The sequence below is a fragment of the Streptomyces sp. NPDC107550 genome (genome assembly GCF_055639095.1).
Genome location: NZ_JBVKBC010000014.1, coordinates 41831 through 61476, shown reverse-complemented (window position 1 = coordinate 61476; position 19646 = coordinate 41831). Strand labels below are relative to the sequence as shown.

The window sequence follows — 19646 nt, the reverse complement described above, 5'->3', positions numbered from 1 at the left end:
GGCTGTCCCGGGCGCCGCGCGAGGGCGTCCGGGGCGGGCGGTCCCGTACGGTCGCGCGGCTGGTAGCCGCCCCTACCCAGGGGATCGGCGGGCGAACCCCGGGGCGGGGATTCCGGCCGGGTACGGGGGGTCCGGCCACTCAGGAGGGTGAGCCGCCGGTGCCCGGGTTGCCGTCGCGCCGCCCGTCGTCACCGGGGGAGCCGGGGCCGCCGGGTGCCTCGGGGGTGCCGGGTCCGTCAGGGCCATCGGGGGTGCCGGGGCCGCCAGGTCTCTCGGGGAGGTCGGTGTCGACGTCGAGTTCGATGTCGGCGGCGTCGATGTCGTCCAGGCCCGCGAGGCCGTCGAGGTCGTCCAGGGCTTCGATGGCGTCGAGGTCGTCGAGCCCCTCGGGGCCGTTCTCGTCCTCGGACTCGGCGAGGACGGGGGAGGCGTGGTGGGACCAGAGCTTCCAGCCGTCACGGGTGCGCCGGAAGACGTTGGTGGCCACGACGCGCTGGCCGACGAGCGGGCCCAGCTCGTCGCCCTCCTCGGGCGCGGGGCCGCCGCTGAGGATGTTCTCCGTGCAGGTCACGAGGGCGGTGTCGGCGACGACGCTGATCCGCAGGTCGGTCAGGAAGAACTGGATGTACTCGGTGTGCGCCATGATCAGCGCGTAGCTGCGCAGCACCTCGCCGCGTCCGGTGAGCACGGGCCAGCCCGGGTGGACGCAGCTCACCGAGGTGTCCTCGGCGTCGTCGGGATCCATGTCCTCGGCGTACGAGACGTCCTCGGGGGCCAGCCACAGGGAGGTGAGTTCCTCGAAGTCGCCGCTCTCCAGCGCGTCGTAGAAGGAACGGTTCGCCGCGTCGACGGCCTGCGTGTCGGTGTTGGTCACTGGGCTCCTTCGACCGCGCGGGCGACCCGGACGGCGTCGGCGGTGGCGCGCACTTCGTGGACGCGGACGGCCCAGGCGCCGGCGTGCGCGGCGATGGCGGAGACGGCGGCGGTGGCGGCGTCGCGCTCGCGGGCGGGCGGCGGGGCGCCCTGCTCGGCGGCGAGGACATGGCCGAGGAAGCGTTTGCGGGAGGCGGCGACGAGGACGGGGTGGCCGAGGCCGCGCAGCCGGTCGAGGTGGGCGATGAGGGCGAGGTCGTGCTCGGCCTCCTTGGAGAAGCCGAGCCCCGGGTCGACGACGATGCGGTCGGGGGATATACCGCCCGCGATGACGGCCTCCACGCGCGCGTGGAGCTCGCTGACGACTTCGCCGACGACGTCCTCGAAGCGGCCGCGTACGTTGCCGCCCTCCAGGAAGCCGCGCCAGTGCATGACGACGAAGGGGGCGCCGGAGTCCGCGACCACGGGGATCATCCGGGGGTCGGCGAGGCCGCCGCTGACGTCGTTGACGAGGGCGGCGCCCGCGGCGAGCGCCTGTTCGGCGACGCGGGCGCGCATGGTGTCGACGGAGACGGTGACGCCCTCGGCGGCCAGGCCCCGTACGACGGGCACCACGCGCCGCAGCTCCTCGGCCTCGTCGACGCGGGTGGCGCCGGGGCGGGTGGACTCGCCGCCGACGTCGACCAGGTCGGCGCCCTGCCCGACGAGGTCGAGGCCGTGCTTGATCGCGGCGGTGGTGTCGAACCAGCGTCCGCCGTCCGAGAAGGAGTCGGGGGTCACATTGACGACTCCCATGACCGCGCAGCGGTCCCATACGGGGAGGTGGGCTACGTGGCCTCGGCGGACCTGCGACGTGCTCATGCGTCCAGCCTAGAGCGGGTACGGGGATGCCCGCGTCCGGGCGGGTGAGGGGCCGCGGGCCGGGGGGCGCCGGCCGCACGCCGCTCACCCGCCCTGGCCCCTCACCCGCCCTGGCCCCTCACCCGCGCTGGCCGCTCAGGCGGCGTGCGCGCTGTGCTCGGCGGTGGTGTGGTGCGCGCAGGGGCGCGGCTCGGGGGCGCGGCGGCGCAGCGGGCGCGGCAGCCGCATGTTCACGAAGCCCTCCGCCTGCATGGCCGCCCAGCCGATGCGGGGGAGGTCCTTGGTGGAGGCGTAGACGACGAAGCGGGGCTCCCAGCGGGGGCGGAACTTGGCGTTGAACTTGTAGAGCGACTCGATCTGGAACCAGCGGGAGAGGAACACGAGCAGGCCGCGCCAGGCGCGCAGGACGGGCCCGGCGCCGATCTTCTCGCCGCGGGCCAGGGCCGAGCGGAACATGGCGAAGTTGAGCGACACGCGCGCGATGCCGAGCTTCGGGGCGGCCTGGAGGGCGGCCACGATCAGCAGTTCGTTCATCCCGGGGTCGGCGGCGCGGTCGCGGCGCATGAGGTCGAGCGAGACGCCGTCGGTGCCCCAGGGCACGAAGTGCAGGACGGCCTTGAGGTCGCCGTAGGGGCCGTCGGTGTCGTCGGCGCGGTGGGCGGTGGCGATCAGACAGACGCCGTCGGCGGCGTCCCCGATGCGGCCCAGCGCCATGGAGAAGCCGCGCTCGGTGTCGGTGCCGCGCCAGTCGTCGGCGGCGCGGCGGACCCGGTCCAGCTCGGCAGGGGCGAGGTCACGCACGCGCCGTACCCGCGTCTCGTAGCCGTTGCGCTCGATCCGCTTGACCATCTGGCGCACGTTGCGCATCGCCCGCCCGGTCAGGGAGAAATCCGCGACGTCCACCACCGCCTCGTCGCCCAGTTCGAGCGCGTCGAGGCCGGTCTCGCGGGTCCAGACCTCGCCGCCGGTCTCGGAGCAGCCCATGACGGCGGGGGTCCAGGAGTGGGCGCGGGCCTCGTCCATGAACCGCTCGATGGCGCCGGGCCACGCCTCGACGTCCCCGATGGGGTCGCCGCTGGCGAGCATGACGCCGGAGACGACGCGGTAGCAGACGGCGGCCTTGCCGCTGGGGGAGAAGACGACGCCCTTGTCGCGGCGGAGCGCGAAGTGGCCGAGGGAGTCGCGGGCGCCGTGCTTGTCGAGCAGGGCGCGCAGCTTGGCCTCGTCCTCCTCGGTGAGCCGGGCGGCTGGGTGCTCGGGCCGGAAGGCGAGGTAGATCGTGGTGAGCGCGGTCACCATGCCGAGGGCGCCGAGCGAGAACCCCACCGTGTTCGACGTGCCGCCCGCGTAGTCGAGGGGGCCGTCGATGCCGAACAGGCCGTACAGGACGTGCTCCAGGCGCTCGGCGAGGCTCGGGTCGCCCAGCAGCTTGTTCGGGTGGGCGCTGACGATGGCGAGGCCGAGCAGGATGGAGCCGGCGCCCATGAGCACGAAGTTGGCGACGGCGCGCCAGCGGCTGCGCGGGTCGGGCAGCGCGGCGAACTGGTCGCGGTTGCGGGCGAGGAACCAGAGCAGGACGAGCGGGATGACGACGCCGGCCAGCGAGTGCCGGTAGGCGAACTGGGCGCAGGCGCCGAACGGCAGCAGCACCACGGCGGCCCGCCAGGCGCGCCGCTTGCGGCGGCGCAGTCCGTGCGCGAGGAGGAGCAGCAGCACGCCGCTGCTGAGGGCGAGGGCCGCGGCGTAGGGCCCGAGCGTGCCCGGAAGGACCTCGGCGAGCGTGTGCATGCGGCTGTGCCGGAAGCGCGGGAAGACACCGGCCGCTATGTCGAGGAGTCCGACGAGGACGCAGGCTCTCGCGATCAGGGTGGGCACCGACTCCGGCCGAGGGCCGCGGATCAAACGTCCCATACGGCTCGGAACCCCCTTCGAGTTTTCCGCATCTATCCTGACGAACATCGCATTCCCGTAGTTCTGCGAGAAACGTGAACGCGGCGCCATATCCGGCATCCCGCGACTTGCGTCCTCTAGGACGGACGGAGAGCGAACCGGGTTCACTCCCGGCCGGAAAAGGCCCGCAAAGTGTGGGGCAAGGCCGGGTAAGCCGCCGCCTGGTACGACGGGCGGCCGTCAACTCGCAGGCAGGAATCCTCGTATGGGTCTCACGAGTCACAAGGTGCTGGCGCTGGCGGTGCTGCTCGCCGTGGCGCTGTTCGTCGGCACCGTGTTGCTGTGGCCGCGCCTGGCGCGGCGGTCCTGGCGGTCGGTCACCGGCCGCGTGGGTCTGCTGCTCGGCACCCAGCTGGCGATCTTCGCGGCGTTCGGGCTCGCCGCCAACCAGGCGTTCGGGTTCTACGCGACCTGGGCCGACCTCTTCGGACAGGAGCAGGGCCAGGGCGTGGTCACCAACCACGACATGGTCAGGCGCGGCGGTCCGGTGCAGGTGACCGCCACCCAGGAGGTGGGCGTGCCGGGCGGTGCCCGCCCCGAGGTCGGCGGCCAGATACAGAAGATCGACATCGTCGGGCGCACCACGCGCATCGCCACACCGGCGTACGTGTATCTGCCCCCGGAGTACTTCCAGCCCGCCTACGCGCACGCCGCGTTCCCCGCGTCCGTCGTGCTGACCGGTTATCCGGGCACCGCCGAGGCGCTGATCAAGGGCCTGCACTACCCGCAGACCGCGCACGAGCTGTCGGCGGCGGGGCGGATGCGGCCGATGATCCTCGTGATGATGCGGCCGACGGTGGCGCCGCCGCGCGACACCGAGTGCGTGGACGTGCCGGGCGGGCCGCAGGCGGAGTCGTTCTTCGCCAAGGACCTGCCCTCGGAGATCGCCTCGCGCTACCGCGTCGCCCACAAGTGGGGCATCGTCGGCGACTCCACAGGCGGCTACTGCGCCCTGAAGATCGCCATGCACCACCCGGACGTCTACGGAGCGGGCGCGGGCCTGTCGCCGTACTACAACGCGCCCATCGACCCGACCACCGGCGACCTCTTCCACGGCGACCAGCGCCTCAAGCGGCGCGCCGACCTGATGTGGTCGCTCGGGCACATGGCGCCGCCGGCGACGTCGCTGCTGGTGACGAGCAGCAAGGTCGGCGAGCACAACTACGACGCCACCTTGAAGTTCATCGACAAGGTCAAGCCGCCCACGCGCGTGTCGTCGATCATCCTCGACAGCGGCGGCCACAACTTCAACACGTGGCGCAGGGAGATCCCGGCGACCCTGGAGTGGCTGAGCGGACGCCTCGGGTGAGGTGAGGCGCCTCGCCCTCACGGCACGGGCGGCCGCCTCACGGCACGAGCGGCCGCACCGTCTCCAGTTCGACGTCCGCGCGCGGGATGTCCCGCGCGTCGGCGGTCGTGGAGCGGCGCAGCGCCTCGTGCAGCCGGGCCGGGGTGAGCACGCCGAGGAAGCGGCCCTCGCTGCGCTCGTCGATGACGGCGATCCAGCCCGCGTCGTGCTGGAGCATCGTGGCGAACGCCTGCTTCAGCGAGGCGCCGACCGGCAGCCACGCCTCCATGCGGCGCGCGTGGTCGCGTACGGTTCCCTCGCCCACGCGCGCGTGCTCGGCGGAGAGCCAGCCGTGCAGGTTGTTGTCGCTGTCGAGGACGACGGCCCAGCGGGCGTCCAGGTCGGCGGGGAGCGGGTCGTCGAGGTGGACGACGGGCGGCTGCTCCAGGTCGCCTTCCTCGATGGGCGTCACCGACAGCCGCTTCAGGCCCCGGTCGGCGCCCACGAAGTCGGCGACGTACGGGGTGGCGGGCGCCCCGAGCACCGCCGAGGGCGTGTCGAACTGCTCGATGCGGCCCTGCCCGTAGACGGCGATGCGGTCGCCGAGGCGGACGGCCTCCTCGATGTCGTGCGTGACGAACAGGACCGTCTTGTTCAGCGTCTGCTGGAGGCGCAGGAACTCGGTCTGGAGGTGGTCGCGCACCACCGGGTCGACGGCGCCGAACGGCTCGTCCATCAGCAGCACCGGCGGGTCGGCGGCGAGGGCGCGGGCGACGCCCACGCGCTGGCGCTGCCCGCCGGAGAGCTGCTCGGGGTAGCGGTCGCCGAAGACCTTCGGATCGAGGCCGACCAGGTCGAGCAGTTCGGCGGCGCGCTCGCGGGCGGCGGCGCGCTTGACGCCGAGCAGGTGCGGCACGGTCGCGGTGTTGTCGAGGACCGTCTTGTGCGGGAACAGGCCCACCTGCTGGATCACGTAGCCGATGCGCCGGCGCAGCCGCACGGGGTCGATCGTGGATATGTCCTCGCCGTCGAGGAGTATGCGGCCCTCGGTGGGTTCGATGAGCCGGTTGACCATCTTCATCGTGGTGGTCTTGCCGCAGCCCGACGGGCCGACGAGCGTGACCAGTTCGCCCTCGCGCACCTCGAAGGACAGGTCGTCGACGGCCGTGGTGCCGTCCTCGTACCGCTTGCTGACGTGCTCGAACCGGATCATGGGACCCCATTCTGCCGGGGCGCGGCCGGGAAGGGGATGCCCGGGCACGGCAGTTGTGTGAAGGCCGTGTTGCGCGCGGCGGCCGGATCAGGCCCGTTGTCAGTGGCGGCGGTTAGGGTCGTCGGCAGTCGTGAAATACGGCTGCGGGTGTTCGGTGCTCTGACATACGTTCGGGCGCGCCGCGCATACGTCGGGGGAATCGGGGGAGGTGGGGCGGGGTGAGCGAGCGCAATTGCCTGGTGGCCAACGACTGGGTGTGCGGGGAGTACGTCCGCAGCCGGAGCCAGGAGCTGGTCGACGCGACCCTCCAGCACATCGGGATCACCGTCGCCTCCGTGGTGATCGGTGTCCTGATCTCGCTGCCGCTGGCCCTGCTCGCGCGGCGCGGCCGGGCCTTCGCGGCGCCGGTCCTCGGCGTGACGACCGTTCTCTACTCGATTCCGTCGCTCGCCATGTTCTCGCTGCTGCTGCCCCTGTTCGGGCTGTCGGTCGCGCTGGTGATCACGGGCCTGGTCCTCTACTCGCTGACGATCCTCGTACGGAACACGCTGGCGGGCCTGCGGGCCGTGCCGGAGGAGGCCAGAGAGGCCGCGCGCGGCATGGGGTACGGGCCGCTGCGGCTGCTGTGGGAGGTCGAGCTGCCGCTGGCGCTGCCATCGTTCCTGGCGGGCGTGCGCATCGCCACGGTCTCCACGGTGGCGCTGACGACGGTCGGCGCGATCGTCGACTACGGAGGGCTCGGCACGCTCATCGTGGACGGGCTCGGCACCCAGTTCAAGGCGCAGGTGCTGACCGCGTCGGTGCTGTGCGTGCTGCTCGCCGTCGCCGCCGACCTGCTGTTGCTGGGCGTGCAGCGGCTGTTGACGCCGTGGACGCGGGCGACGGTCGTACGGCCCGCGCGCGGGAGACGAATACGCGGGCGGCGCGGGGGCGCGGGCGGGCCTGAGCGGGCGCGCGGTCCGCAGGAGGCGCAGGAGCCGGAGAAGGTGGCATGAACGCGATATCGGGCGCCTACGACTGGCTGACCACGGGGGCCAACTGGCAGGGCGACAAGGGGGTGTGGCACCGCCTGTCCGAGCACCTGTACTTCAGCGGGGTCGCGCTGGCGGTCGCCTGTCTGATCGCGCTGCCGCTCGCCCTGTGGCTCGGGCACATCGGCAAGGGCGGCGCCCTCGCGGTCAACGTGTCGAACGTCGGGCGCGCGGTGCCCACGCTGGCCGTCCTGGTGCTGCTCTCGCTCACCCCGCTCGGGCGGCAGGGCGATCTGCCGACGCTGATCGCGCTGGTGCTGTTCGCGGTCCCGCCGCTCCTGACGAACACGTACGTGGGCATGCGCGAGGTCGACCGCTCGGTGGTGGAGGCCGCCCGGGGCATGGGGATGAGCGGGCGGCAGGTCTTCGCCCGGGTCGAACTGCCGCTGGCGTACCCGCTGGTGATGGCCGGGCTGCGGTCGGCGGCGGTGCAGGTGATAGCGACGGCGACGCTGGCGGCGATGGCCGGCGAGGGCGGGCTCGGGCGGCTCATCACCGCCGGGTTCAACCTCCAGGACACCTCGCAGGTGGTGGCGGGCGCCGTGCTCGTGGCCGCGCTCGCGCTGGTCGTGGAGGGCGTGTTCGTGGTGGTGGGTCGGGTGTTCGACCCCATGCGGGGGCGGGCGTGAGGCGATTTTTCCGGTTCGGTCACAGCAGGGCGATCAGCGCACCAGCGCAACGAGGAGAGCGATGAACAGCAGGACGCGTCGGATGGCCCTGGCGGCCGTGGCGGTGGCGGCACTGACGGCGAGCGCGACCGCGTGCGGCGGCGACTCCCTGGAGTCCAAGGACGGCGGCTCGGGCTCGGGCGGCGGCGGAAAGGGGAAGGTCGTCATCGGCGCCGCGAGTTTCACCGAGGCGAAGGTGCTGGGCGAGCTGTACCGGCAGATATTGGACGACGCGGGCTATGACGCGTCCGTGAAGACCGTCGCCAACCGTGAGATCTACGAGCCGCAGCTCGCCAAGGGCGCGATCGACGTCGTGCCCGAATACGCGGCCACGCTCACCGAATTCCTCAACCTGAAGAAGAACGGCAAGGACGCCAAGCCGGTCGCCTCCAGCGATGTCGGCGCCACGGTGAGCGCCCTGCGCAAGCTCGCGGAGCCCGAGGGGCTGAAGGTTCTGGACGCCGGAGAGGCGGTCGACCAGAACGCGTTCGCGGTGAGCGAGTCCTTTGCCAAGGAGCACCACCTCAAGACGCTTTCCGATCTCGGCAAGTCGGGCCAGAAGGTCAAGATCGCGGCCGGTGACGAATGCGAGCAGCGGCCGTTCTGCGCGCCCGGTCTGAAGAAGACGTACGGCATCGACGTGAGCGGGATCGACCCGAAGGGCGTCGGCACCACGCAGTCCAAGCAGGCCGTGAAGAACGGCACGGACCAGTTGGTGCTGACCACGACGACCGACGCCACGCTGAAGAACTTCGGGCTCGTGCTTCTGGAGGACGACAAGAAGCTCCAGAACGCGGACAACATCATTCCGGTTGTGAATGCCAAGGACGCCGGCGAGAAGGGCATTACCGACGCCCTCGGGAAGCTTACGAAGACGCTCACGACGGACGATCTCGTCGAGTTGAACCGCAAGGTCGACGCCGAGCGCCAGAAGGAGACGGACGTGGCCAAGGAGTACCTGGAGTCCAAGGGCCTCATCGGTAAATGATCTTGAAAGGGTGTTCCCTCCCGGAGCCCGGCGGTGACGGGAGGGGCGCGGGCAATGCGCGGTAAGTGGCCGCCTTCTGCGGGGAGTTAGGCGGTTTCTGTGACGACTGTGCCCGAAAATTGCCGGGCGGGGGTCCGTGATTCGCCTACGCGCGGTAAGTTTCTGGCCATGCCACGTGGACGTCACCGCCATTCCCCACCCCTGCACCGCCTGCTGCCCCCCTCGGTGATCGCCGGTGTTCCCCTTCTGTGCGCCGGCGGCGTCTGGCTGTCCGACGACCCGCTCGTGCTGCGCGGCGTCACCGCCGCCGCCGCGGCCGCAGCGGTGGTCGGCGCGATCGTCATGCGCCGCTGGGACCGGCTCGCGGGCAAGCAGGTCGCCGAGCTGACCCGGGGCGCCGCGAGTGAGCGCTGGCGCCACGAGGAGGCCGTGGCCGAGCTGGAGGGCGACCTGGAGGAGTCCCGCGAGCTGCGCGCCCGCTTGGAGGCCAAACTCCGCGCGAAGCGCGCGGAGCTGGCAGGCCTGCGCAATGAGCACGCGGCGCTGCTGCGGCGGTACGCCAACGCGGAGACCGAGCGGGCCAGCGCCCTGGAGGGCCGCCGCCGGCTCGCCATCGAGGCCACCGCCCCGGCGCGCGCGCTGACGGCGGCGGGCACGGGCGCGCCCGGCGGTGCGCTCACGCCGTCGCTGTATCTGCGGGCCCACGTGGCGCTGGACCGCCTCGGCCGCACCCCGGCTCCGGCGCCCGCGCGCACGACGCCGTCCGCCCCCGCCCCCGTCGCCCCGGAGGGCGATGCGCGGGGGAAGTCGCAGGCGGCGCCCGGCCACTTCACCGTGCCGGCCGCCGCGGCGGTGATGCCCGCCGCGCCGGTACGCAAGGTGCCGCAGGGGGCGTTCGACTTCTTTGGCACGAAGGGCTCCGCCGTGGGGCCCGACGAGGATCTGGCCGATGTCGTGGGCCCGGAGGCGCTGGCCGACTCGGCGCGCCGGATCGGTTCCGCGGACGACGGCCGTACGACCCCGGACGCCGTGGAGAGTCCGGCGGGCCAGGACCGGAGCGCGGCCGAGCACGACAGCGCGGAGACGGCCGACAGCGCCGAGGCCGTCGAGGGTGCCGGGAGCGGCGAGGGCGCGGAGGCCGCCGGTCAGGCCGAGGTCATCGATCTGACCGCGCACGACGAGACCGAGCAGCTCGACATGGGCGAACTCCGTTCGGCCCTCCAGGCGTGACCCGCGCGTGAGCGGCACGTCGCCCACGCGCGCGTAGCCCCGCGCCCGCCCGGCCACGCGCAAAAGGGGCCGAGCCGTACAGCGGCACGAGCAGACACGCGTACATCGGCACGAGCAGACACGAGGGAGGGCACCCCGGACCATGATCCGGGGTGCCCTCCCTCGTGCGTGCGCCAAGCGCCAAGCGACCGGCAGCAGTCGGCAGGCGCTCTACGGCGACGTCATCCAGCGGTCCGGGCCCGCCGCACGGCGCCCCGTGCGGGAGCGGTCGGCCTGGGCGAGCAGCAGCTCCCGCGCCTCCTGGGCGTCTCGCACGGGCGCCGGGACCGTGGTGTTGGCCCCGGTGTCCAGGTGCAGCGTGGCGAGCCGCCAGTACCGCTCCCAGGGGCCCTGCGTGACCCGTACGGACTGCACCTTGGCGTGCGGGACCAGGGACAGGCGGCGGCAGAGCAGCCCCTGCCGGGCCGCGAACACGGTCTCGGTGCCGGCCACCCCGTACGCGCGCCACCACAGCGGCACGCACCAGCGGGCGCGGCGTGGGGACGGCGTGAAGTCGCCGTGCTTGGGGACCGCGACGCCCGGCAGGACGCGGGCGACCACGTCCTCGGCGTCCGCGCGCGTGGCGACGGGCACGAGGACCGTGTTGGAGGAGCCCGCCACGTGCAGTTCGACGCGGACCCAGTCCAGGCGGCGCCAGAGCAGCGGCTGGACCAGCAGCACGTTCTGCACGCGCCCCGGCGGCACCGTCTCGTGCGCGCGGTCGAGCAGCCCGTGGTCGATGCGCAGCCCGTCGGGCGACTCCCCGACCGTCCAGTCGTACTCCGAGACGAACCGGCCGCCGCTGTGCGTGAACGCGCCGCCGATCAGCGGCACAGCCACCGCGATCACTGTCCACAGGCTGTGGGTGGCCAGCCACAGCAGCGGCGGTACGACGCATGCCGCGAGGAGCATCACCCAGGGCACGCCCGTGAGCAGCACCGAGGTCGCCAGCATGCCCGGGGACGTGTGCAGGATCGGGCGGGCCGGCGCCTCGCCCACCTCGCGCGCGGAGCCCGGCGCGAACCCGGCCGCGCGCGCGAGGAGTTCGGCCCGCAGGGCGCGCGCGTCCTTGTAGCTCAGGAAGGCCAGTTCGTCCTTGTCGTCGGTGCCGACGACGTCGAGCTTGAGTTTCGCCACGCCCGCGAGGCGGGCCAGGAGCGGCTGGGTGACGTCCACGGCCTGGAGGCGGTCCAGACGGATGTGGGCGGTGCGCCGGAAGAACAGTCCTGTACGGATGCGCAGTTCGGTGTCCGTCACGACGAAGTGCGTGAACCACCACGTGAGGAAGCCGTACAGGGCGGCGGCCGGGACGAGGACGCCGATGCCGAGGGCGAGGGTCGTCGTGCTCAGCTCGGTCAGCCGGCGCTGCGCCTGGTCGGCGTTGTGCACGCCCCAGCCGAGCAGCACCGCTATCGGCGCCCAGGCCCGCCGGAACGGCGTGACGGGGTGCAGCCGCCGCTCCCGTACGCCGTCGGATGCCGCGCCCGGAGCCCGCACGCCCTCGGCCGCCGCCTCCTGAGCTGGTCCGGGGGCAGCCGGGGTCGGGGCCGAGGCCGAGGGGGCCGTGCGGGCGCCCTGGGCGGGTTCTGAGCGCCCCTCGGCCGCGCTCCGGCCCGGGATGCCCCCGGGGGCGTCGGAGGCCGTCACAGGCCCGCCGATCGTGCTTCGCCCAGCTCGGTCAGCCGGTCGCGCAGCCGTTCCGCGTCGGCCGGGGTCAGCCCCGGGATCGTCGCGTCGCTCGCTGCGGCAGCGGTGTGCAGTTGCAGGCTGGCCAGGCCGAACCTGCGCTCCAGCGGGCCCGAGGTCACCTCGACCAGTTGCATGCGCCCGTACGGGACGATCGTCTCCTCGTGCCAGAGGACGCCCCGGCTGATCAGCAGGTCGTCGGCCCGTTCGGCATAGCGCCACGAACGCCAGTTGCGGCCCAGCAGCGGCCAGCCCCACAGCAGCAGGCCCAGCGGCACCAGCCCCAGCAGCGCGAACCCCGGCCCGAAGATCATCGCGCCCACCAGTGCCACCACCACCGTCAGCGGCACCAGCCACAGCACGAGCAGCAGCCGCCGCAGTCTCAGCAGTCCCCTCGGCAGCCCGTTCCACACAGGTCCGGCGTCCGCCCGCGCGGCCGTGCCGCCGGCCGCGTCCCCGCCGCTCGCGGTGCCCGCCGTGCCCCTCGCCCCTTCGTCCATGCGCCCACCCTACGTAGGAGAGACTGTGGTCATGACGCCCACGACTCAGGCCACGGTCGGCATCGGTGGTGCCGCGGAGAGCACCGACATGGTGCTCAACATCGGTCCGCAGCACCCCTCCACCCACGGTGTGCTGCGCCTGCGTCTCGTGCTCGACGGGGAGCGCATCCAGCACGCGGAGCCGGTGATCGGCTATATGCACCGCGGTGCGGAGAAGCTGTTCGAGGCGCGGGACTACCGGCAGATCGTGATGCTCGCCAACCGCCACGACTGGCTGTCCGCGTTCTCCAACGAGCTGGGGGTCGTGCTCGCCGTCGAGCGGATGCTGGGCATGGAGGTCCCCGAGCGGGCCGTGTGGCTGCGCACCCTGCTCGCCGAGTTGAACCGGGTGCTGAACCACCTGATGTTCCTCGGTTCGTACCCGCTCGAACTGGGCGGAATCACCCCGGTCTTCCACGCGTTCCGCGAGCGCGAGGAACTGCAGAACGTGATGGAGGAGGTCTCCGGCGGGCGCATGCACTACATGTTCAACCGCGTCGGCGGCCTCAAGGAGGACCTGCCGCTCGGCTGGACGACCCGCGCGCGTGAGGCGGTCGCCTCCGTGCGCTCCCGGATGGGCGTCTACGACGACCTCGTCCTCGGCAACGAGATCTTCCGCGGCCGTACGCGCGGCGTCGGTGTCCTGTCCGCGGAGGCGGCGCACGCGTACGGGGTGAGCGGCCCGATCGCCCGCGCCTCCGGCGTCGACTTCGACCTGCGCCGCGACGAGCCCTACCTCGCCTACGGCGAACTCCAGGACACCCTGAAGGTCGTCACGCGGCAGGAGGGCGACTGCCTGGCCCGCTTCGAGTGCCTGCTGGAGCAGACGCACAACGCCCTCGCGCTCGCGGACGCCGCCCTGGACCGGCTCGCGGAGCTGCCGCCCGGCCCGGTCAACCAGCGGCTGCCGAAGGTTCTCAAGGCGCCCGAGGGCCACACGTACGCGTGGACGGAGAACCCGCTCGGGATCAACGGCTACTACCTCGTCAGCAAGGGTGAGAAGACCCCGTACCGGCTGAAGCTGCGGTCCGCCTCGTACAACAACATCCAGGCGCTGACCGAGCTGCTGCCCGGCACGCTCGTCGCGGACATGGTGGCGATCCTCGGCTCGCTGTTCTTCGTCGTCGGAGACATCGACAAGTAGCCGGAGAACAGCCGCCTGTACGCCTATACAGGCGCCTTGATGCGGAACGTCCGCGCCTCATGCCGAACGGCCGCGCCTTATTGCGGCACGTCCGTGTCGAACACCGCGCTCAGCAGGCCCTCCGCCGCCGCGCCGACCGGCTCCAGCAGCCAGCCGAAGTCGCCGAGCCCGCCGCGCGCGGTCAGCTCGGCGGCCTGTGAGGCCCCGGCGAGCGCCCGTACGTACGCCGCCGGGTCCTGGGACGCCAGTGCGAGCGGCGGGCGGCCGCCGGTGACGCCCAGGGCGTGCAGGGCGGCGCGCTGCGGCAGCAGCCGGGCGCCCGGTGCCGTGGCGCAGGCGTCCAGGGCCACGTGCGCGGTGATGTCGCAGGACCCGTCCGGCACGGGCGCCGTCTCCCGGCCCGCGCGAAAGCCGGTCAGCGTGCCGAACGGCGGGCGTGCCTCACGCGCGTGGGCGTAGTCCACGGCGACCGCGAGCCCGCGCTCCAGGGTGCCGGCGGCGGCCCGCCACGCCGTGTCGCGCGGCAGCCCGACCTCGGCGCGCAGACCCGCGCGCGCGGGCAGCGGCCACCACGCCTCCAGCCAGCGCGCGGACGCCTCGTCCAGGGGCGCGGGGTCGAGCCGTTCGGTGCCGTCCGGGGCGACGAGGACGCGGTGCGGGACGCCGTCCTCGCCGACCTCGACGACATCGAGGGGCACGTTGTCCAGCCACTCGTTGGCGAACAGCAGGCCGCTCACCCCGGCGGGCGGCTCGGGCAGCCAGACGACACGCGCGTCCAGCCCGTCCGGCCGCTCCGCTTTCTCCACGGCGTACGGGGTGACGCGCGCCGCCACCTCGGCGGGCAGGGCGGCGAGGACCGCGCCGGACAGTTCGCCCCGGCCGGCGGCCATGTCGACGAAGGCCAGCGCGTCCGGCCGGCCGAGCGCGTCGTCGAGGCGGCACAGCAGCGCGGCCACCGCGCCCGCGAACAGGGGCGAGGCGTGCACCGACGTACGGAAGTGGCCCGCGGGGCCCTCGGGGCGGCGGTAGAAGCCGTGCGGCCCGTACAGCGCCTCCTCGGTCGCCTCGCGCCAGCCACGGGCGCCGAGCTCTGCTGCGTCGTCCACGCGGGAAAGGTCGTCCACGCGGGCAGGGTAGGGCCTCCGCTTCGGACCGCCGCGCCCGGGCGGGGAGCGTCATCCCCGGCGGGCGCACGCTCGGGGCGTGCGGGGTGCAGGGACTCTCCACCTTGGGGAGTACGCGCGCCGGGCGGGGATCGGCCCTCCGGTTGACCCCGGGGTGCCGTGCGCGTGCCTACTCTGGGTTACGTGCAGCGCGTCTATGACTTTCTCCGCAGACACCCGACCTGGGTCGACGGCTTCTGGGCCGTGATCCTCTTCGGGCTGTCCGCGGTGAGCCTGAGCAGCATCAACGGGCTGCCTGGTAGAGGCAGCCTGGCCGCTTCACTCGGGATCTCGTTCGTGCTGTGCCTGGTCGTCGCGCTGCGTCGCAAGATGCCCGAGAAGATGCTGCTGCTCGCGACGCTCGCGGGCGTGGCCCAGTTGGTGTTCGACGCGAACACCAACCTGTCGAACTTCGCCATGCTGGTGATCGTCTACACGGTCGCGGCGGACGGCGCGCGCTGGGCGTCGCGGTTCGCGCTGGTCGCCGGGTTCTGCGCGGCGCCCTTGGCGGAGCTGCGCTGGACGACCGGCGATTCCGGGCCCCTCGGGCACATCGCGGTCACCGTCTTCCAGATGGTGCCCTTCGTCCTCGCCTGGGTGCTCGGCGACTCCGTGCGCACCCGCCGCGCGTATCTGGCGCAGTTGGAGGAGCGCGCGGCCCGTCTGGAGCGCGAGCGGGAGGCCCAGTCGAAGGTCGCCGTCGCCGCCGAACGGGCCCGCATCGCGCGCGAACTGCACGATGTCGTCGCGCACAACGTGTCGGTGATGGTCGTCCAGGCCGACGGCGCCGCCTACGTCCTCGACGCCGCCCCCGACCAGGCGAAGAAGGCGCTGGAGACCATCTCGGGCACGGGCCGCCAGGCGCTCGCCGAGATGCGCAGGCTGCTCGGCGTGCTGCGCACCGGCGAGCACGAGGAGGGCGGCGAGTACGTGCCGCAGCCCGACGTCCAGCAGATCGAGGACCTCGTGGAGCAGGTCCGTACGGCGGGGCTGCCCGTCGACTTCAAGGTGGAGGGCACGCCGCGCCCGCTGCCCAGCGGTGTCGAGCTGACCGCGTACCGGATCGTGCAGGAAGCCCTGACCAACACCCGCAAGCACGGCGGCCCCGACGCGGGCGCGAGCGTGCGCCTGGTCTACTTCGACGACGGGCTCGGCCTGCTCGTCGAGGACGACGGCAAGGGCGCCCCGCACGAGCTGTACGAGGACGGCGGCGCGGACGGCAAGGGGCACGGGCTGATCGGCATGCGCGAGCGCGTCGGTATGGTCGGCGGCACGCTGGACGCGGGCCCGCGCGCCGGCGGTGGCTTCCGGATCAGCGCGCTGCTGCCTCTCAAGGCCGCGCACTGACACGTTCCAGCGCACGTACGGACCCCAGACGCACACCCGACGCACCCCAGACGCACACGAGATGTGAGGACCCGCCCGATGACGATCAAGGTCATGCTCGTCGACGACCAGGTGCTGCTGCGCACCGGTTTCCGCATGGTGCTGGCCGCGCAGCCGGACATGGAGGTCGTCGCCGAGGCGGGCGACGGCGTCGAGGCCCTCGAAGTGCTCCGCGCGACCTCCGTAGACGTGATCCTCATGGACGTACGCATGCCGAAGCTGGACGGCGTGGAGACGACCCGCCGCATCTGCCAGGACCCGGATGCGCCGAAGGTGCTCATCCTCACGACGTTCGACCTGGACGAGTACGCGTTCTCCGGGCTCAAGGCGGGCGCGTCCGGCTTCATGCTCAAGGACGTGCCGCCGGGCGAACTGCTCACCGCGATCCGCGCCGTGCACAGCGGCGACGCGGTGGTCGCGCCGTCCACCACGCGGCGGCTGCTCGACCGGTTCGCGCCGATGCTGCCGAGCGGCGCGAAGGAGCCGCAGAACGCGCGCCTGGAGCGGCTGACCGAGCGGGAGCGCGAGGTCATGGTGCTGGTCGCGCAGGGCCTGTCGAACGGGGAGATCGCCGCGCGGCTCGTGCTGTCCGAGGCGACCGTGAAGACGCACGTGGGCCGCATCCTGACCAAGCTCGACCTGCGCGACCGCGTCCAGGTCGTCGTCCTCGCCTACGAGACCGGGCTCGTGCGCGCGGGCGGCCACGGCTGAGCCCTCCCCCCCCCCGGGGGCCGGCGGCGTCCCTCAGCGCAGCACCCCCTCGATGAAGTCGCCGCCCAGCCGCGCGACCACCCCCAGCTCCAACTGGTGCTGCGCGTACCGCCCGTGCCGCCGCGTCGTGATCAGGCCCGCCTTCTTGAGCACCGCCAGATGACGTGACACCTCCGGCGCGGTCACCCCGTACGCGTCGGCCAGCTCGCCCGTCGTGTACGAACCGCGCGCCAGATGGCGGCACAGCCGCATCCGCAGCGGGTGGGCCAGCGCCGACATCCGCAGCGTCAACTGCTCCACGGACGGCGCGCTGAGCGCCGCGCCCGACGCCGGGTAGACGAGTGTCGGCAGCCAGCCCGCGCGGTGCAGCACCCACAGATGCGGCCAGCCCATGCTGGTGGGGGTCAGCACCAGATCGCCGCTCTCGGTGGCCGTGCGGCCGTCGCATATCTTGTCGACGACGAGCGTGCGGCCCTCGTCGTCGAGGGAGACCGCCGAGGACGTCGCCTGGAGCGCGGCGGCCAGCCCCTTGCGGCGCAGCAGCTCCGTCTTGTGCCGCGCGTCCGCCGCCAACTGGTGCCCCACGCGCGCCCACACGTCCGCGAAGAACGCCTCGTCGCAGTCCTGCATCAGCTCCCGGAACCACGCCCTGACCGCCGGCGGGTCGTCCAGCAGGCGCCGCGTGAAGCGGACTTGGTGCGTGCCGCGCGCCGCCGCCAGCTCCAGCGCGCGCTCGCGCACCCTCGGGTCGTGCACGCGATCCGCGTCCCGCGTCGCGTACGTCGAGGGCGAGCAGGTGAACTCCAGGGCCGCGTCCACGAACTGCTCGTCGGAGAGCTTGTCGAGGAGGTCCAGCTCCTCGGCGAGCGTGGCACCCGGCAGCGTGCGTCTGCCGGGGATCCCGGCGGAGGGCGTGAACACGTCCGAGAACGTCGTGCGCCACAGGAAGTCCGCCTCGCACAGCCGGTCCGCCAGGCACGGATCCAGGCGCGTCGCCACGCTCGTCGCCCACCCCTGCTGCCCCGGATGGTGCGCGGGCTCCGCGAGCGCGTGCAGCGCCATGCCCAGCTCGGCCAGGGGCGAGGGCACGACATGGATGCGCTCGGGGGCCAGGCCCGTGATGTCGATGCTCACGCTCATGGACCCATGGTGCACGCGCCCACTGACAACGGGCCCTCGATTGACGGCTCCCGTCAATCCGCGTGACCGCGCCGCGCCGCCCCGCTCAGGATCGGGTCAACGGCCCCGATCCCGTCCGAAGCTGCTTGTTCCGGGGCAAAGCGTGACAATCGAGAAGAGGAGCGAGGTGATCCGGATGTCGCTCACCCAGCAGTACGTCCTCGACGTCTACCGGGCCTCCCAGCACGGGGAGGCCGCTCCGCCCGCGCCCGGGCGGTACGACTGGCAGCTGGTGCGCGAACTGCGCGAGTACCGCCGCTTCCGCGCGGTCCTGGCCGGCCGCCCGGCCCGGGGCCGCCTCCGCGCGGCGTTCCTGCGGAGCGTCGTACGGGGGTGAGGCGCGGGCCCGTCCGTACGGGGGCGCGGCGCGGGGCGCTCATACGGCGCGGGCCGCTGTTACAGCGCGGGGCGCTCGTACGGCGTGCGGCGCCCTCATGGCGCGGGCCGGCCGCCCCGCCCGGGCCGGGGTCGCCGCAGCCCGGGCACTACGCCCCGCGCCCCCTCACGCCCCCGCCGTACGCTCCAGCACCCCCAGGAACACCCGTACCGCCTCCCGTACGTCCTGCGGTGTCCACGCGAGGCCCGGGGAGGTCACCGTCACCTCGGTCGTGGCGACGCCGGGGATCTTGTCCGCCGGCCACCAGCGGCGGAACAGGGCCGTGCCCGTCTCCTCCGCCTGCACGACCGCCGCCTCCGTCAGCACCGCCGCGTCGTACGGCAGCCACACCTTGAACTGGTGGGTGTGCGGCTCCTCGGGGTGGACGCGGGCCCACGCCACGCCCGCCTCGGCGAAGCCCTCCCGCAGGGCGCGTGCCACTACGCGCGCGTGCTCGACGTACGACGGCAGCCTCGGCAGTTCCCGCTCCAGCCCGATCAGCCCCGCGAGCGCCTGCGGGAACTGCTGGAACACCTGGCCCCCGTACCGGTGCCGCCACACGCGCGTCTCCTCGACGAACGAGCGCGGGCCCGCCAGCAGGGCGCCGCTCAGTCCGCCCAACGTCTTGTACAGCGAGACGTAGACGCTGTCGGCGAGCTGCGCGATCTCCTCAAGGGAGCGCCCGAAGTGCGTGGTGCACTCCCACAGCCGCGCCCCGTCGAAGTGGACGACCGCGTCACGCGCGCGGGCCGCCTCGCACACCGCCTCCAGCTCCTCCCAGGACGGCAGCACGAACCCGGCGTCCCGCAACGGCAGTTCGAGCATGAGCGTGCCGAACGGCTCACCCAGGGCGTGCACGTCGTCGGCGGTCGGCGGGCACGGCTCGCCGGTCAGGTGCGCGGTGCGCAGCCCGCTGACGGTGCTCAGGGCGTCCCGCTCGTGGACCTCGGGGTGCCCGAGCGGATGCAGGGCGACCGTCGGGTTGCCGGTGCGGCCCGCCCACACGCGCAGGGCGACCTGCTGCGCCATCGTGCCGGTGGGGAAGAACGCCGCCGCCTCCATGCCGAGCAGCCGCGCGGCCCGCGCCTCCAGGTCGGCGACGACCCCGCCCCCGTAGAAGTCCGGCTCGCTGTCGAGGTCGGCCACCTCGCCGGCCGCCTCCACCAGCGCGGCCAGCCGCTCGCGCATGCTCGGCTCGTCGGCGGCGCGGTCCAGGACGTGCCGCGCCCCGCGCCAGGCCGCACGGCGCCGCCGCGCCGCCTGCTTCTCGTCGTCGTGCTCGGTGTCGTACGTGTGGGCCATCCCCGGATCATGTCGCACG

17 protein-coding genes and 1 pseudogene are annotated in these 19646 nt (G+C 73.2%); 9 read left to right on the top strand and 9 right to left on the bottom strand.

Features of this window, described 5'->3' with window-relative positions:
- Nucleotides 1-385: 385 nt before the first annotated feature.
- From ACZ7LY_RS19985 to ACZ7LY_RS19975, 3 genes and pseudogenes are all read right to left on the bottom strand, one after another.
- A pseudogene (locus tag ACZ7LY_RS19985) lies at nt 386-874 on the bottom strand (nuclear transport factor 2 family protein); the annotation flags it as partial.
- The gene (gene folP / locus ACZ7LY_RS19980) at nt 871-1734 is read right to left on the bottom strand and encodes a dihydropteroate synthase (RefSeq protein WP_471625968.1); all 864 of its coding nucleotides are present in this window, start codon (nt 1732-1734) and stop codon (nt 871-873) included. The pseudogene ACZ7LY_RS19985 and the gene folP, both read right to left, overlap by 4 nt.
- Nucleotides 1735-1869: 135 nt before the next feature.
- Nucleotides 1870-3645, bottom strand: a complete 1776-nt coding sequence (locus ACZ7LY_RS19975; RefSeq protein ID WP_471625967.1) for a phosphatidylglycerol lysyltransferase domain-containing protein — start codon at nt 3643-3645, stop codon at nt 1870-1872.
- Nucleotides 3646-3889: 244 nt separating this feature from the next.
- On the opposite strand from ACZ7LY_RS19975, the gene ACZ7LY_RS19970 reads away from it, so the two are divergent.
- A complete protein-coding gene (locus tag ACZ7LY_RS19970; RefSeq protein ID WP_471625966.1) occupies nt 3890-4993 on the top strand; it encodes an alpha/beta hydrolase in 1104 nt (367 codons plus the stop codon).
- A gap of 37 nt (nt 4994-5030) precedes the next feature.
- On the opposite strand, the gene ACZ7LY_RS19965 is transcribed toward ACZ7LY_RS19970, so the two are convergent.
- Nucleotides 5031-6185, bottom strand: a complete 1155-nt coding sequence (locus ACZ7LY_RS19965) for an ABC transporter ATP-binding protein (protein WP_471625965.1) — start codon at nt 6183-6185, stop codon at nt 5031-5033.
- 218 nt (nt 6186-6403) lie between these two features.
- On the opposite strand from ACZ7LY_RS19965, the gene ACZ7LY_RS19960 reads away from it, so the two are divergent.
- The 4 genes from ACZ7LY_RS19960 to ACZ7LY_RS19945 all read left to right on the top strand — a co-directional run bounded on the left by ACZ7LY_RS19960 (nt 6404) and on the right by ACZ7LY_RS19945 (nt 10102).
- Nucleotides 6404-7180 (top strand): ABC transporter permease, encoded by a 777-nt coding sequence (locus ACZ7LY_RS19960; protein WP_471625964.1) that lies wholly within the window; start codon nt 6404-6406, stop codon nt 7178-7180.
- Nucleotides 7177-7845 (top strand): ABC transporter permease, encoded by a 669-nt coding sequence (locus ACZ7LY_RS19955; protein WP_471625963.1) that lies wholly within the window; start codon nt 7177-7179, stop codon nt 7843-7845. The genes ACZ7LY_RS19960 and ACZ7LY_RS19955 overlap by 4 nt, the downstream gene beginning before the upstream one ends.
- 61 nt (nt 7846-7906) lie before the next feature.
- Nucleotides 7907-8872, top strand: a complete 966-nt coding sequence (locus tag ACZ7LY_RS19950) for an ABC transporter substrate-binding protein (protein WP_471625962.1) — start codon at nt 7907-7909, stop codon at nt 8870-8872.
- Nucleotides 8873-9040: 168 nt separating this feature from the next.
- Nucleotides 9041-10102 carry a hypothetical protein gene (locus ACZ7LY_RS19945; RefSeq protein WP_471625961.1) on the top strand — a complete coding sequence of 354 codons (1062 nt, stop codon included), beginning with the start codon at nt 9041-9043 and terminating at the stop codon, nt 10100-10102.
- Between the two features lie 210 nt (nt 10103-10312).
- Here ACZ7LY_RS19945 and ACZ7LY_RS19940 read toward each other — a convergent pair whose 3' ends face one another.
- Nucleotides 10313-11638, bottom strand: a complete 1326-nt coding sequence (locus tag ACZ7LY_RS19940; protein ID WP_471625960.1) for a PH domain-containing protein — start codon at nt 11636-11638, stop codon at nt 10313-10315.
- Between the two features lie 146 nt (nt 11639-11784).
- Nucleotides 11785-12327 (bottom strand): PH domain-containing protein, encoded by a 543-nt coding sequence (locus tag ACZ7LY_RS19935; RefSeq protein WP_471625959.1) that lies wholly within the window; start codon nt 12325-12327, stop codon nt 11785-11787.
- Between the two features lie 31 nt (nt 12328-12358).
- Between ACZ7LY_RS19935 and ACZ7LY_RS19930 the strand changes: the two genes are divergently transcribed.
- Nucleotides 12359-13510 carry an NADH-quinone oxidoreductase subunit D gene (locus tag ACZ7LY_RS19930; protein WP_471625958.1) on the top strand — a complete coding sequence of 384 codons (1152 nt, stop codon included), beginning with the start codon at nt 12359-12361 and terminating at the stop codon, nt 13508-13510.
- A 77-nt stretch (nt 13511-13587) separates the two neighbouring features.
- On the opposite strand, the gene ACZ7LY_RS19925 is transcribed toward ACZ7LY_RS19930, so the two are convergent.
- On the bottom strand, nt 13588-14634 hold the full coding sequence (locus tag ACZ7LY_RS19925) for an SAM-dependent methyltransferase (RefSeq protein WP_471625957.1): 1047 nt from the start codon (nt 14632-14634) through the stop codon (nt 13588-13590).
- A gap of 183 nt (nt 14635-14817) precedes the next feature.
- Here ACZ7LY_RS19925 and ACZ7LY_RS19920 point away from each other — a divergent pair, with 183 nt between their 5' ends.
- On the top strand, nt 14818-16020 hold the full coding sequence (locus ACZ7LY_RS19920) for a sensor histidine kinase (RefSeq protein WP_471625956.1): 1203 nt from the start codon (nt 14818-14820) through the stop codon (nt 16018-16020).
- 78 nt (nt 16021-16098) lie between these two features.
- The gene (locus tag ACZ7LY_RS19915; protein ID WP_471625955.1) at nt 16099-16770 is read left to right on the top strand and encodes a response regulator; all 672 of its coding nucleotides are present in this window, start codon (nt 16099-16101) and stop codon (nt 16768-16770) included.
- Nucleotides 16771-16803: 33 nt separating this feature from the next.
- Here the strand turns inward: ACZ7LY_RS19915 and ACZ7LY_RS19910 are convergent, their stop codons facing one another.
- Nucleotides 16804-17910 (bottom strand): DUF5937 family protein, encoded by a 1107-nt coding sequence (locus tag ACZ7LY_RS19910; RefSeq protein WP_471625954.1) that lies wholly within the window; start codon nt 17908-17910, stop codon nt 16804-16806.
- A gap of 175 nt (nt 17911-18085) precedes the next feature.
- On the opposite strand from ACZ7LY_RS19910, the gene ACZ7LY_RS19905 reads away from it, so the two are divergent.
- A complete protein-coding gene (locus tag ACZ7LY_RS19905) occupies nt 18086-18286 on the top strand; it encodes a hypothetical protein (protein WP_471626055.1) in 201 nt (66 codons plus the stop codon).
- Between the two features lie 165 nt (nt 18287-18451).
- Here ACZ7LY_RS19905 and ACZ7LY_RS19900 read toward each other — a convergent pair whose 3' ends face one another.
- Complete coding sequence (locus ACZ7LY_RS19900) at nt 18452-19627, bottom strand: threonine aldolase family protein (protein WP_471625953.1); 1176 nt, start codon at nt 19625-19627, stop codon at nt 18452-18454.
- Between the last annotated feature and the right edge of the window lie 19 nt (nt 19628-19646).

Coding starts and splice junctions, on each gene's coding strand:
- folP (WP_471625968.1), bottom strand. CDS start 1,734: ATGAGCACGTCGCAGGTCCGCCGAGGCCACGTAGCCCACCTCCCCGTA.
- ACZ7LY_RS19975 (WP_471625967.1), bottom strand. CDS start 3,645: ATGGGACGTTTGATCCGCGGCCCTCGGCCGGAGTCGGTGCCCACCCTG.
- ACZ7LY_RS19970 (WP_471625966.1), top strand. CDS start 3,890: ATGGGTCTCACGAGTCACAAGGTGCTGGCGCTGGCGGTGCTGCTCGCC.
- ACZ7LY_RS19965 (WP_471625965.1), bottom strand. CDS start 6,185: ATGATCCGGTTCGAGCACGTCAGCAAGCGGTACGAGGACGGCACCACG.
- ACZ7LY_RS19955 (WP_471625963.1), top strand. CDS start 7,177: ATGAACGCGATATCGGGCGCCTACGACTGGCTGACCACGGGGGCCAAC.
- ACZ7LY_RS19950 (WP_471625962.1), top strand. CDS start 7,907: ATGAACAGCAGGACGCGTCGGATGGCCCTGGCGGCCGTGGCGGTGGCG.
- ACZ7LY_RS19945 (WP_471625961.1), top strand. CDS start 9,041: ATGCCACGTGGACGTCACCGCCATTCCCCACCCCTGCACCGCCTGCTG.
- ACZ7LY_RS19935 (WP_471625959.1), bottom strand. CDS start 12,327: ATGGACGAAGGGGCGAGGGGCACGGCGGGCACCGCGAGCGGCGGGGAC.
- ACZ7LY_RS19930 (WP_471625958.1), top strand. CDS start 12,359: ATGACGCCCACGACTCAGGCCACGGTCGGCATCGGTGGTGCCGCGGAG.
- ACZ7LY_RS19915 (WP_471625955.1), top strand. CDS start 16,099: ATGACGATCAAGGTCATGCTCGTCGACGACCAGGTGCTGCTGCGCACC.
- ACZ7LY_RS19910 (WP_471625954.1), bottom strand. CDS start 17,910: ATGAGCGTGAGCATCGACATCACGGGCCTGGCCCCCGAGCGCATCCAT.
- ACZ7LY_RS19905 (WP_471626055.1), top strand. CDS start 18,086: ATGTCGCTCACCCAGCAGTACGTCCTCGACGTCTACCGGGCCTCCCAG.
- ACZ7LY_RS19900 (WP_471625953.1), bottom strand. CDS start 19,627: ATGGCCCACACGTACGACACCGAGCACGACGACGAGAAGCAGGCGGCG.